At 70.8% G+C, this 12,849-nt stretch carries 12 protein-coding genes; 8 read left to right on the forward strand and 4 right to left on the reverse strand.

Annotation, left to right across the window (positions count from 1 at the left end; genetic code table 11):
* Positions 1-3: 3 nt before the first annotated feature.
* Positions 4-1,080 (forward strand): nicotinate-nucleotide--dimethylbenzimidazole phosphoribosyltransferase, encoded by a 1,077-nt coding sequence (gene cobT, locus HDA45_RS08445; RefSeq protein WP_184893444.1) that lies wholly within the window; start codon positions 4-6, stop codon positions 1,078-1,080.
* Between the two features lie 335 nt (positions 1,081-1,415).
* On the opposite strand, the gene HDA45_RS08450 is transcribed toward cobT, so the two are convergent.
* Positions 1,416-2,519 carry a branched-chain amino acid aminotransferase gene (locus HDA45_RS08450; RefSeq protein WP_184893446.1) on the reverse strand — a complete coding sequence of 368 codons (1,104 nt, stop codon included), beginning with the start codon at positions 2,517-2,519 and terminating at the stop codon, positions 1,416-1,418.
* A 116-nt stretch (positions 2,520-2,635) separates the two neighbouring features.
* Between HDA45_RS08450 and HDA45_RS08455 the strand changes: the two genes are divergently transcribed.
* Positions 2,636-2,947, forward strand: coding sequence for a hypothetical protein (locus HDA45_RS08455; protein WP_343072031.1), 312 nt, complete (start codon positions 2,636-2,638; stop codon positions 2,945-2,947).
* Here HDA45_RS08455 and HDA45_RS08460 read toward each other — a convergent pair.
* Positions 2,944-3,570, reverse strand: coding sequence for a DUF402 domain-containing protein (locus tag HDA45_RS08460; protein ID WP_184893448.1), 627 nt, complete (start codon positions 3,568-3,570; stop codon positions 2,944-2,946). The two genes, HDA45_RS08455 and HDA45_RS08460, sit on opposite strands and share 4 nt — an antisense overlap.
* A complete protein-coding gene (locus HDA45_RS08465; RefSeq protein ID WP_343072032.1) occupies positions 3,563-4,438 on the reverse strand; it encodes a hypothetical protein in 876 nt (291 codons plus the stop codon). Before HDA45_RS08465 ends, HDA45_RS08460 begins: the two co-directional genes overlap by 8 nt.
* Positions 4,439-4,549: 111 nt before the next feature.
* On the opposite strand from HDA45_RS08465, the gene HDA45_RS08470 reads away from it, so the two are divergent.
* Complete coding sequence (locus HDA45_RS08470) at positions 4,550-6,052, forward strand: leucyl aminopeptidase (protein ID WP_184893450.1); 1,503 nt, start codon at positions 4,550-4,552, stop codon at positions 6,050-6,052.
* Between the two features lie 123 nt (positions 6,053-6,175).
* Positions 6,176-7,159, forward strand: a complete 984-nt coding sequence (locus HDA45_RS08475; protein ID WP_184893452.1) for an SMI1/KNR4 family protein — start codon at positions 6,176-6,178, stop codon at positions 7,157-7,159.
* 6 nt (positions 7,160-7,165) lie between these two features.
* Here the strand turns inward: HDA45_RS08475 and HDA45_RS08480 are convergent, their stop codons facing one another.
* Positions 7,166-7,510: a hypothetical protein gene (locus tag HDA45_RS08480; RefSeq protein ID WP_020630431.1), complete on the reverse strand. Its 345-nt coding sequence runs from the start codon at positions 7,508-7,510 to the stop codon at positions 7,166-7,168.
* 182 nt (positions 7,511-7,692) lie between these two features.
* Here HDA45_RS08480 and lpdA point away from each other — a divergent pair, with 182 nt between their 5' ends.
* The 4 genes from lpdA to HDA45_RS08500 all read left to right on the forward strand — a co-directional run bounded on the left by lpdA (position 7,693) and on the right by HDA45_RS08500 (position 12,847).
* Positions 7,693-9,066, forward strand: a complete 1,374-nt coding sequence (gene lpdA / locus HDA45_RS08485; protein ID WP_184893454.1) for a dihydrolipoyl dehydrogenase — start codon at positions 7,693-7,695, stop codon at positions 9,064-9,066.
* Between the two features lie 59 nt (positions 9,067-9,125).
* A complete protein-coding gene (gene sucB, locus HDA45_RS08490; RefSeq protein WP_184893456.1) occupies positions 9,126-10,907 on the forward strand; it encodes a 2-oxoglutarate dehydrogenase, E2 component, dihydrolipoamide succinyltransferase in 1,782 nt (593 codons plus the stop codon).
* Positions 10,908-11,262: 355 nt separating this feature from the next.
* Positions 11,263-12,357 carry a serine hydrolase gene (locus tag HDA45_RS08495; protein ID WP_184893458.1) on the forward strand — a complete coding sequence of 365 codons (1,095 nt, stop codon included), beginning with the start codon at positions 11,263-11,265 and terminating at the stop codon, positions 12,355-12,357.
* Between the two features lie 22 nt (positions 12,358-12,379).
* On the forward strand, positions 12,380-12,847 hold the full coding sequence (locus HDA45_RS08500) for an ArsR/SmtB family transcription factor (RefSeq protein WP_184893460.1): 468 nt from the start codon (positions 12,380-12,382) through the stop codon (positions 12,845-12,847).
* Positions 12,848-12,849: the final 2 nt, after the last annotated feature.

A 12,849-nucleotide genomic window follows, 5' to 3' on the forward strand; every position in this document is an offset into this window, starting at 1 on the left:
GCGTTGGACGACGAAATCCTAGAGTTCGCCGAAGTCGAGCAGCCAGACGAACACGCGCGCTCGGCGGCGATCGCCCTGCACTCGAAACTGATCAAACCGGCGGGTTCGCTGGGCAGGCTCGAAGAATTGGGCGTCTGGGTCGCGGCCTGCCAGGGCCAGTCGCCGCCGCGGCCGTTCACCCGGCCCCGGGTCGTGGTGTTCGCCGGAGACCACGGCGTCGCCGCGAAGGGCGTCTCGGCTTACCCGGGCGAGGTCACCGCGCAACTCGTCGGCAGCATGCTGACCGGCGGCGCGGCCATCAACGTGCTGGCGGCCTCGGCGGGCGCGAGCGTCCGGGTCGTCGACATGTCCGTCGACAGCGACGCTCCCGCCACGCGGTCGATCGGCGAGTACAAGGTGCGGCGCGGGTCCGGCTCGATCGACGTCGAAGACGCGCTGACCGACGAAGAGGCGCGCGCCGCCGTGCGCGCGGGCCGGGCGATCGCCGACGCCGAGGTCGACGGCGGGGCCGATCTGCTCATCGCGGGCGACCTCGGGATCGGGAACAGCACCCCGGCCTCGGTCCTGGTCGCGGCGCTGACCGGCAGCGAGCCGGTGGCCGTCGTCGGGCGTGGTTCGGGGATCGACGACAACGCCTGGATGCGCAAGGCCGCGGCGGTCCGGGACGCGCTGCGCCGGGCGAGGACCGTGCTGGCCGACCCGGTCGCGCTGCTGCGCACGGCCGCGGGCGCGGACATCGCCGCGATGGCGGGATTCCTCGCGCAGGCCTCGCTCCGGAAGACGCCGGTGATCCTGGACGGCCTGGTCGCCGCCTCGGCCGCGCTGGTCGCCGAGGAACTCGTCCCGGGCGCGCGGCAGTGGTGGACCGCGGGTCAGCGCGGCGGCGAACCCGCGCACGCGCTGGCGCTGGAACACCTCGACCTGGACCCGATCCTGGATCTGGACGTACGCCTCGGCGAGGGGACGGGCGCGGTCGCCGCGCTGCCGCTGGTGTTCATGGCGACGCGAGTGCTCGCGGAGATGGCGACGCACGAACAGGCCGGGGTGAGCGGTCCGCTGATCGAGGCTCCGGCCTCCTGACGGTCTCGCGTTTAGTCCTCTAAATGCGGAACGTGAGCGGTAAGAACCGAGCGCGTCTCAGGTACCTACCGGCTTCCGGCCGCTGTGGTTCGCGGGTGCGGTCCGTGAAGGGCCCCTTGCCTACCCTGAAAGTAGGGAAGGAGTCCTTCACGGACTCGCGGATCGCCACACCCGCACCAGCAGTCACAGCGGCAGCGCGTGAAGGACCCCTTCACGCGACTCAGCCGAGGAAACTCGACCTTCACACCCTCCCAAGTACATGAAGGCCCCCTTCCTTGCGCCTGGCGCAAGGAAGGGGGCCTTCATGTACTTCAAGCGGAGCAGGAGCGGAGGGCTCAGCCCAGCGGGTACATCCAGCCTTCCGGAGCGGGCCGGGTGCCCTCCTGGATGCCGGTCAGCGCGCCGCGCAGCTTCATCGTCAGCTCACCGGGCTGCCCACCGGCGACGGAGAACTCGCCGCCCGCGTGCTTCACGTGCCCGACCGGCGTGATGACCGCCGCGGTCCCGCAGGCGAACACCTCGGTCAGCTCGCCCGAAGCCGCCGCCTTCTCCCACTCGTCGGTGGAGATGCGCCGCTCCTCGACCTGGTGGCCGAACGACTTCGCCAGCTCCAGCAGCGATTTGCGGGTCACACCCGGCAGGAGCGAGCCGGTCAGTTCCGGGGTGACGACGCGGGCGTCGTCGCCGGAGCCGAAGACGAAGAACAGGTTCATCCCGCCCATCTCCTCGATCCAGCGCCGTTCGACGGCGTCGAGCCACACGACCTGGTCGCAGCCCTTTTCCACGGCCTGCGCCTGCGCCACGAACGACGCCGCGTAGTTGCCGGCGCATTTGGCCTCGCCGGTGCCGCCGGGGACCGCGCGCACGTACTCGGTCGAGAGCCACACGCTCACCGGCTTGACCCCGCCGGAGAAGTACGAGCCCGCGGGCGAGCCGATCAGCGCGTAGAGGTACTCGTTCGCGGGGCGGTTGACGCCGAGCCCGGCTTCGGTGGAGATCATGAACGGCCGCAGGTACAGCGACTCGCCCGGCTTCGTCGGGACCCAGCGGCTGTCGACAGCGAGGAGTTCGCGGATCGAGTCGAGGAAGACCTCCACCGGCAGCTGCGGCATGGCGAGCCGCTCGGCCGAGTTACGGAACCGGAGGGCGTTCGCGTCGGGCCGGAACGCGGCGATCGTGCCGTCGGGCTGGCGGTAGGCTTTGAGGCCTTCGAAGATCGCCTGGCCGTAGTGCAGCACGGAAGTCGCCGGGTCGAGCGTCAAGGGCGCGTACGGTCCGACGGTCGCGTCGTGCCAGCCCTGCTCGGCGCTCCATTTCACGGTCACCATGTGGTCGGTGAAATGCAGCCCGAAACCGGGTGCGGCCAATACGTCCGCGACGCGTTCCGGGCTCGCGGGGCTCGAGTGCGGGAGGTGGGCGAACTGCGTCGTGGTCGTCATGCCTAGACGATAACGCTTGGTCGGACCCACGTTAGTCGGACGTCCGCATATCTTTACCGCCCTCGAACTGTCCGTCAGCACGAACACGCGAGGGCTCGCGCCCCTAGGATGGCGGCGTGACGTACAACCAGATGCAGCCCGCCCGCCCGGCCCAGCCCGCCACCCCCGGCGCGGGGGCCGACGTGAAGACCTTCGTGACGGCGGTGCTGCTCACCTTCGGTGTCGGCCTGCTCATGATGGACGGCTGGGCCCTGCTGAGCAGCGGCTTCGGCGCGTTCCTCGGCCTGGTCGGCGGCGGCTTCGGCGTGTTCTGGTGGCGGCACATCCACGGCAAGGTGTTCCCGCGCGAGCTGTCCACCAAATCGGTGGTCATCCTCGCGGTGGTGAACGTCGCGCTCGCGCTGCTGCTGTTCCTCGTCGCGGGCTAGAGCAACCCCTCGGGGAGACCGGGCGCCTGCCAGTCCGGGTCCGGCCGGAAGTCGGTCCACGTCCCGTCGAAGGGGAAGCGCCCGGCGTCCGCGAGTGCCCCGATCCGCTCGCCCTCGGCGCGCAGCCGCTCGAGCTGCCCGGCGGTGATGCGGCCGGCGAGCACGGCCTCCTCGGCCTCGTCCTCGTCCTTCCACTGCCAGCGCCCGCCGGGCTCGACGGCGACGTCGAGGATGCCGTCGATCCGGTCCGGCCCGGACGACGTGCGCCCCAGCGGGACCTCGAGGTTGACGTACCAGTTCAGGAAGTGGCCTTCGGCGTCGAAGAACCACCAGACCGACGACCATTCGTCGTCGGCGATCCGGCGCAGCGTCGAGGTGTCGCGCCAGAAGTCGGGCACGCGCACCCTCGCCACCCGGAACCGCTCCTCGAGCGGCGCCTCGCGGAAAAGCCGCCCGTCGGCGAGCCTGCTGCCGATGATCGGGGTGTCCGCGGGGAGCCAGCCGAGCAGCACGGTGCCGTCGTCGGCGATGACGCGCAGCGGGTGGTGCTGGCCGATCGAACCGTCCGGTCGCAGGAACCGTTCGACGACCGTGTCACCCGGCGTCCATTGGGGATCACGCACGCCTTGAACGGTACCCACGGGCGCGGACCCGCAGAACCAGTTCGGCGAGCGTTCCCACTCCCGCGAGCCCGAGGGCCACGACCGGCCCAGCGAAGGCGGCGGCGACGGCCACGATCAGTCCACAAGCGAGTGTCGCCTTCGGACGTTCCGGGGAAAGCCGCTCCCGGCCGTCGGTGAAGGCGTCCACCGCGACCGGCACGGTCGCCACGGCGACCACCACGGACAGCACCGGCAGCAGCGAGACAGCGTCCGCCGCGGCGAGGAGCTCGCGGAACGACGTCGCCGAAAGTCCCAGCCGGACCGGTCCCAGCTGGTAGAGGGCGACGGCGACGATCGCCACGGCCACCGCGCCCACCGCGGCCGCGCGGCCCGCGCCGGGACGGCGGGGCAGCAGGAACGGCAGCAGGACCAGCACGGCGAGGCCGAGACCTGACACGGACGGCGGGTCCGGCGCGATGAACTGCGCCAGGGGCGGGATGCCGACGCAGATCGCGATTAGGGAGGCGGCCGCGGCCAGCAGCAGGCCGATCACCCAGCGGGCGGCGTGATCGCCGAGGCGGACGCCCGCCAGATCGGCGACGGCCACCACGACGGCGAACACCGCGGCGGCGACTCCCGGCGCGGACGGGAAGAGGTACTGCCCGAACGTCGTCGCGAAGACCAGGACCAGGCCCAGCCTTGAAACGGAGCCCACGATCCGCTCGGGCCCGGCGTCCCCCACCGGCGGCAGCAGTGCCTCGGCCGCGACGGCGAGCACGGCCGCGACCACGGCGGCGAGAAGAACCCAGTAGTCCGCCCCGGAGGTGCCCACCGCGAGCGCGATGAGCAGACCGCCCGCCAGCCGCACGCCGTCTCCCTTCCTGTACACCGAGTGACCCGGTCGGCCCCGCTGTTCCCCCAGGTCCGACTGTCATTAGCATGGCTCACGATCCAACCGGGCGGACGCCCGGTACCACCGCGAACGCGCGAGGAGCCAGAAGTGACCGTGCCGAAGCTTGCCCTGACCGAGAACGCCGAAGCGGCGCTTGCCAAGACGCGCGCCGACGTCGTCGTCATCGGCACCCTGCAGGGCGAGGACGGCCTGGCGCTCGCCGCCGGCTCCTCCGTTGCCGACACCGCCTTCGACGGCAAGCTCGCCGACGTCCTCGGCACGCTCGGCGCGTCCGGCAAGGCCGACGAGGTCGTCAAGGTACCGACACTGGGCAAGCTGTCCGCCGGTGTCGTGCTGGCCGTCGGCCTCGGCAAGGCAGGCGCGGACGGCGTCACCGCCGAGCAGGTCCGCCGGGGTGCCGGTGCCGCCGCGCGGGCGCTGAGCGGGACCGAGCGCGCGTTCGTCACGCTTTCGGCGATCGACCTGCAGGCCGCCGTCGAGGGCACCGCGCTCGGCGCGTACTCCTTCACCGAGTACCGCTCCGAAAAGGGCGACGGCCCGGTCGCCAAGGTGGACTTCGTGAGCCCCGAGGAGGGCACCGCCAAGGACCACAAGGCGACGCTGAAGGCCGCCACCCTGATCGCGGAGTCGGTGATCATCGCCCGCGACCTGATCAACACCCCGCCGAACGACCTGTTCCCGGCCTCCTTCGCCGACCGCGCGAAGACGCTGGCCGAGGCGAACAACCTCGAGTTCGAGGTCCTCGACGAGAAGGCCCTCAAGCGCAAGGGCTTCGGCGGCATCCTCGGCGTCGGCGGCGGTTCGTCGCGGCAGCCGCGCCTGCTGCGCATCGCCTACAAGCCGGCGAAGGCGTCGAAGAAGGTCGCGCTGGTCGGCAAGGGCATCACCTTCGACTCGGGCGGCATCTCGATCAAGCCCGCCGCGAACATGGACCACATGACCTCGGACATGTCGGGCGCGGCCGCCGTGCTCGCCTCCGTGGTGCTGGCCGCGAAGCTGAAGTACCCGCTCGAGGTCGTCGCGCACATCCCGCTGGCGGAGAACCTGCCCTCGGCCACGTCGTACCGGCCGGGCGACGTGCTCAGCATGTACGGCGGCAAGACCGTCGAGGTGCTCAACACCGACGCCGAAGGCCGTCTCGTGCTGGCCGACGCGATCGTGCGCGCGGGCGAGGAGAACCCCGACTACCTGATCGAGACCTCGACCCTGACCGGCGCGCAGGTCGTCGCGCTGGGCAACCGCACCGCGGGCGTCATGGGCTCGGACGAGTTCCGCGACCGCATCGCGGGCATCGCGCAGGCGACCGGTGAGGGCGGCTGGGCCATGCCGCTGCCGGAGGAACTGCGCGCCGACCTCGACTCGCGCCTCGCCGACCTCGCCAACGTCACCGGGCACCGCTGGGGCGGCATGCTCGCCGCGGGCATCTTCCTGCGCGAGTTCGTCGCCGACGGCCTGCCCTGGGCGCACATCGACATCGCGGGCCCGTCGTTCAACACCGCCGGGGCGTGGGGCTACACCGGCAAGGGCGGCACCGGCGTCCCGGTCCGCACCATCGCCGCGGTGCTCGCGGACATCGCCGCCAACGGCTGATCTCCGCTCGCTCGACGCGCGTGAAGGCCCCCTTCCCTCGGCCCTGGTTTTAGATGACCAGTCGAGGGAAGGGGGCCTTCACGCGCGTCACGGGGTCGAACCGGGTGTGGCAAGGTCGGTTCCGTGGACAGGGACGCGTATCTCGAAGGCGCGATCAGGGACGTGCTCAGCGGTGACGACGCGACACTCGACGACCGGATCGGGCACGCCGCGCTGCTGTTCGCCGTCTCCGGCGCGAGGGCGGAAGCCGACAGGCTGATCACGCATTGGCACGCGCTCACCGAACGTCCCGTCACCGCGCTCGTGCCCGGCGCCGTCCAGGCCCGCGCGTGGGCGATGCTCTTCGAGGCGCAAGGGACACGGCCGGACTGGGCCGCCGCGCTGACCCCGCTCGACCTCGACGCGGAAGAACGCGCCCACGACACGTATCTCGCCCGGCGCGTGTCCGATCTCGACGGTCTCCTCGGCGGCTCCCCCCTCGGCGAGGCCGTCTCGCACCTCGGACCGTCGCGGCCGGATCGGTTACGCGAGGCCGTCACCCAGGGTGACGTCGAGGCCTGGGCGGAGATCGCCTCGCGGCAGGGACGGCCGGACGTCGCCGTGCTCGCCGCGTCACGGCGGCTCGCGCCGCGTCTGGTCGCGGGCGCCGACCCGCTCGGCCTCGGCGACTGGCCGGGACTGTGCGCCGGATCGCTGGTCGCGGCGCTGTACGAGCGCTACCCGCCGGACACCGGCTCGTGGCGCGAGATGGTCGCGGGCATCCTCCGGCTGCGCGGCGGCGGCACCGCGCCCCCGGCGGCCTCGGCACGGAACATCGACGCCGCCGAAGCCCGCCTCGGGCTCCGGCTGCCCGCCGACTACCGGGAGTTCCTGCGGACCTGCGACGGCCTGCCCGCCGACGTCGTGTTCCCGCGTCTGCTCGGCACGGCGGAACTGCGCGCGGAAGGCGGGGTCGTGGTGATCGCCGATCCCGCCTCGGTGCTGCTCACCGCCGCCGGCGACCGGTGGCGGACGGTCGAGATCGACCCGGCCCTGGGCACGACGGTGCATCCGACGTTCCGGGCGCTGCTGGAGCGGCACCTACTCCTTCTGGCGCAGTCCGTGTGAAGGCCGTCAGGCTTCGCCGCGCTTCTTCCGCTCGGTGTACTCGCGCATCCGCTTCGGATAGCCGACCCGCGCCACCTCGTACACCGGGATCGACCGTTTGTGACCGAACTGCTGCGCCGCGTCAAGGCTCTCGATCCGGCGCCGGGTCCACTCACCGTCGTGTGCGATGAGGACGACTGTGGTCTCCGTGACGTTGGTCTTGGGCTCCACATAGGCCTCGACACCGGTCCTCGACGAGGCCCACTCCTCAAGGTGTTTGAAGTCGTTTGAAGAGGCTTTCCGCAGCGTACCGGGCTTTTGCCCGCCTTTAGAGCGCCGGCGCAGCGAGTCGAACAGACCCACTCCGACCACCTCACTTCCCACTCGCGTCCAGCGTCCATTATCCCGACTCGGGCGTGTGCTCGCCGTCGCATACCCGGCTAGGTCGCAGGCTCTCCACACCTAGTGACAAGATGGCAAGTGTCCGCGCGCGCGTATACCGCGCGAAGCGGCGCCAGAGCACCACCCCTACCGCTTGCCGAGGAGTTATTGAAGTGACCGACACCTCCGCCGACCTTGTGATCCTGGGTGGCGGATCGGGCGGCTACGCCGCCGCGTTCCGCGCGGCCGAGCTGGGCCTTTCCGTCACCCTGATCGAAAAGGACAAGCTTGGCGGGACGTGCCTCCACCGAGGCTGCATCCCGACCAAGGCCCTCCTGCACGCGGCGGAGGTCGCCGACGAGACCCGCGACGCCGAGACCTTCGGCGTCAAGGCCGTGCTGGAAGGCATCGACATCGCCGGGGTCAACAAGTACAAGGACGGGATCGTCTCCCGCCTGTACAAGGGCCTCCAGGGCCTGGCCAAGGCGCACAAGGTGAACCTCGTCGAGGGCACCGGAACGTTCGTCGGCGGTACCACCGTCGAGGTCGAAGGCACGCGCTACACCGGCAAGAACGTCATCCTCGCCACCGGTTCGTACTCGAAGACGCTGCCGGGCCTGGAGCTGGGCGGCCGCATCATCGCGAGCGAGCAGGCGCTTTCGCTGGACTACATCCCGAAGAAGGTCATCGTTCTCGGCGGTGGTGTCATCGGTGTCGAATTCGCGTCCGTCTGGGCGTCCTTCGGCGTCGACGTCACCATCGTGGAGGCGCTGCCCCGCCTGGTCCCGAACGAGGACGAGTACGCGTCCAAGCAGCTCGAGCGCGCTTTCCGGCGTCGCAAGATCGCCTTCAAGACCGGTGTCCGCTTCACCGGCGCCAAGCAGGACGACAACGGCGTCAGCGTGTCGCTGGAGTCCGGCGAGACGCTCGAAGCCGACCTGCTGCTGGTCGCCGTCGGCCGCGGCCCGAACTCGGCCGGGCATGGGTACGAGGAGGCCGGGGTCAAGATGGACCGCGGTTTCGTCCTCACCGACGACCGCCTCCGCACCAACCTGCCGAACGTCTACGCCGTCGGCGACATCGTCCCGGGTCTGCAGCTCGCGCACCGCGGCTTCCAGCAGGGCATCTTCGTCGCCGAAGAGATCGCCGGCCAGGAGCCGCGCGTGATCGACGAGAGCGGCATCCCGCGCGTCACCTACTCGCACCCCGAGGTCGCTTCGGTCGGTCTGACCGAGTCGCAGGCGAAGGAGAAGTACGGCTCCGACGTCACCACCTTCACCTACGACCTCGGCGGCAACGGCAAGAGCCAGATCCTCAAGACCTCCGGTGGGGTCAAGCTGATCAAGGCTCCGGAAGGGCCGGTCGTGGGCGTGCACATGGTGGGCGACCGCGTCGGCGAGCTGATCGGCGAAGCGCAGCTGATCTACAGCTGGGAGGCGTTCCCCGAGGACGTGGCCCCGCTCATCCACGCGCACCCCACGCAAACCGAGGCCCTCGGTGAAGCGTTCCTCGCCCTGGCGGGCAAGCCGCTGCACGTCCACAGCTGACGTCTCACCGTCGAAGAACCAGAAGACCAAGCAAGACATATCAAGGGAGTCAGCGAACGATGGCCTACTCCGTCACGTTGCCGGAGCTCGGTGAGAGCGTCACCGAGGGCACCGTCACCCGGTGGTTGAAGCAGGAGGGCGACACCGTCGAGGTCGACGAGCCGTTGCTCGAGATCTCCACGGACAAGGTCGACACCGAGGTCCCGTCCCCGGTCGCCGGCAAGGTCGTGAAGATCAGCGCCCAGGAAGACGAGACCGTCGAGGTCGGCGGCGAGCTCGCCGTCATCGACGACGGGACCGGCGGGGTGCCGGAGTCGTCCGGATCCTCCGCGCCCGCCGCCGAAGAGGCGCAGCCGGAACCCGAGCCCGAGCCGGAGCCCGCGCAGGAGCAGGCGTCCGCGCCTTCCCAGCCGGACACCGCGCCGGCTTCGGGCGGCGAAGGCACCGAGGTGAAGCTACCCGAGCTGGGCGAGAGCGTCACCGAAGGCACCGTCACCCGGTGGCTCAAGCAGGTCGGCGAGAGCGTCGAGGTCGACGAGCCGCTGCTCGAGATCTCCACGGACAAGGTCGACACCGAGGTCCCGTCCCCGGTCGCCGGCACCGTGCTGGAGATCCGCGCGGGTGAGGACGAGACCGTCGAGGTCGGCGGTGTCCTCGCGGTGATCGGTGCGGCCGGGTCCGCCCCGAAGGCCGAGGCGAAGCCCGAGCCCAAGCCCGAGCCCAAGCCGGAACCCAAGCCCGAGCCGAAGCCGGAACCCAAGCCGGAACCGAAGCCCGAGCCCAAGGCCGAAGCGGCTCCCGCTCCCGCGCCGAAGCCCGCCGAGGCGCCGAAGCCCGCCGCGCAGCCCGCGGCGAGCAGCGACAACGGTTCGGACAACGCGCCGTACGTGACGCCGCTGGTCCGCAAGCTCGCTTCCGAGCACGGCATCGACCTGTCGTCGCTGACCGGCAGCGGTGTCGGTGGCCGCATCCGCAAGCAGGACGTGCTCGCGGCCGCCGAGGCCAAGCAGAAGAAGGAAGCCCCGGCTCCCGCCGCACAGCCCGCCGCCGCTGCCCCCGCCGCTTCGTCGGCACCGGCCGCTCCGCGCAAGGCCGCGGTTTCGCCGGAGCTCGCGGCACTGCGCGGCACCGTGCAGAAGGCCAGCCGGATCCGTCAGATCACCGCCGTGAAGACCCGCGAGTCGTTGCAGCTTTCCGCGCAGCTCACGCAGGTCCACGAGGTGGACGTCACGAAGATCGCCAAGCTCCGCCAGCGGGCGAAGGCGGCCTTCAAGGAGCGCGAGGGCGTCAACCTGACGTTCCTGCCGTTCTTCGCGAAGGCCACCGTCGAGGCGCTCAAGCAGCACCCGAACGTCAACGCGTCCTACAACGAGGACACGAAGGAGATCACCTACCACGGTGCGGTGCACCTGGGGATCGCGGTGGACACCGAAAAGGGTCTGCTGTCGGTGGTCATCCACGACGCGGGTGAGCTCAGCCTCGCCGGTCTCGCGCACCGCATCGCCGATCTGGCGGGCCGCGCGCGTTCGGGCCAGATCAAGCCGGACGAACTGTCGGGCGGCACCTTCACGATCACGAACATCGGCTCCAACGGCGCCCTGTTCGACACGCCGATCATCGTGCAGCCGCAGTCCGGCATGCTCGGTACCGGCGCGGTCGTCAAGCGCCCGGTCGTGATCGCGGACGCCGACGGCAACGACACGATCGCCGTCCGGTCGATGGCGTTCCTGCCGCTGACCTACGACCACCGCCTGGTGGACGGGGCCGACGCGGGCCGCTTCGTCACGACGATCAAGCAGCGTCTGGAAGAGGGCAACTTCGAGGACGAGCTCGGTCTCTGATCCTCCGTAGTGGCGTGAAGGCCCTCGTTCCGCTTCGGCGGGGCGAGGGCCTTCCTCTTTCCCCGGGGTTCGTCCTCTGGCTACGGTTTGGTCCGTGAAGGCCTCCTTGAGGGACCCTGGGTCCCTCAAGGAGGCCTTCACGGACTTGCGGATCGCCACGCTCGCTTCCCTCGGCTCAGCCGAAGAAACTCGACCTTCACCCTGCCCGGTACATGAAGAAATTCACGTACCGCACCGAGACAGGCGCTGCGGTGAGGTGCCGGCTCGCCCGCTTGAAGTACTCGGACGAAGGTTTGACAGCCACCCCGAACTCTAGTATTCCGGAATTACGGAAAACAAGAGGGAGGGCACCACCATGCTGACCAGACGTCATCTGATGACGGCCGCCGCCGTGGGGTCGGCGGCGTTGCTGCTGCCGGGCACCGCGAGCGCCACGACGCCGGACACGTCGACACAACAGGGCTGGCTCGACTGGCTCGCCGCCCACCGGCGCGATGTCTCCGTCCTGATCGACGACGGCGCGGGCCGCCGGGCCTCGCGCAACGCCGACGTCCGGCGGCTGCTGGCTTCGTCGGTCAAGGTCGTGCATCTCAGCGCGTACGCCGTCGCTGTCGCCGAGGGCAGGCTCGATCCGCGGGAACGGATCCGGGTGGGCGACTGGGACGCCCACCACCCGTTCGTCGCCGACGGTCGCGCGCATTTCCACGCGCTCACCTGGCTGGGGATCCCTTGCGACGACTACGGCATCGCCAAGGATCCCGATCAGCTCGTCCCGCTGTCGCGGATCCCCGAAGCGATGATCTTCTTCAGCGACAACGCCGCCACGGACTACCTCCGCACCCGCCTCGGCGACCCCGCCCTCCGGCTCGCGGCGGCACGAGGCGGCTGGACGCGGCCGGACACCCGTTCGCTGGGCGGCGAGGTCCTGATGCTGATGATGCCGGAGTACGCGCCGCCTCCCGGCAGTCCCGTCGCGGTCCGGCGGGCACTGGGCGACGCGGTGGCCCGGCGGTTCGTGGCCGACCCCGCGTTCCGCGCCGAAGCGTTCGAGCGCTTCCCGACCATGCCGGGGACGCCGGACGCGCAATGGCCGTGGATCAAGGGCCACGCGAGGGGGACGGCGTCGGAGCTGTTCTCGCTCCACCGCAGCCTGGCGTCCGGCCGCTACCGGCCGGGTGGCGCACTCGCCCGCGAGATCCTCGCCCGGCCGCTTGCCGACCGCGTGCCACCCGGCGCGAGCGAGGTGCTCGTCAAGGACGGCGCACTGCCGCGCACGCTCACCATCGGGCTTTCGGTCAGGTGGCCGGGAGGACGGTCCGGCACGGCCGCCGTTCTGCTCCACGGCGTGACGGATCAGGACACGCTAAACGAGTTGCCGCTCATCGACGCCCTGCTCGCGGCTCTGTCCGATCCGACGCGGTTCGCCGCCCTGGAACGGGCGCTCGGCTGAGACGACGGTATAGATAACCGGTATGAACGCTGAGCTCGCCGACCGGATCGCCGCCCTCGAAGAGCGGGTCGCGGCGCTCGAAGGACAGGGCCAGGCCGAACCGCCGACCGGCCCTGATGGTCTGGTCGGGTATCGCGGTGAGCTCACCGATCCCGTCGAGCTGAGCTGGGCGATCACCGTCACGCCGGGGCCGATGCTGGCGCTGGACGACGGGCCGCGGGTCGAGGTGCTCGCGGCCCTGTCCAGCACCGCGCGGGTGGCGCTCGTGCGGACACTGGCCGAAAGGGGCGTCCAATCCGCGCCCGCTTTGCAGGAGGCCGCCGAACTCGGCTCCCCCGGCCAGCTGTACCACCACCTCAAGGCGCTGACCGGTGCCGGGATCGTCGAGCAGGACAAGCGGGGCAGCTACCGGCTCCGCCCCGCCGCGACGATCCCGGTGCTGGTGCTGCTCACCGCCGCGTCGGACGTGGCCGGGCAACTGCGAACCTGAGC

It is taken from the genome of Amycolatopsis umgeniensis (assembly GCF_014205155.1).
Lineage (GTDB): Bacteria > Actinomycetota > Actinomycetes > Mycobacteriales > Pseudonocardiaceae > Amycolatopsis > Amycolatopsis umgeniensis.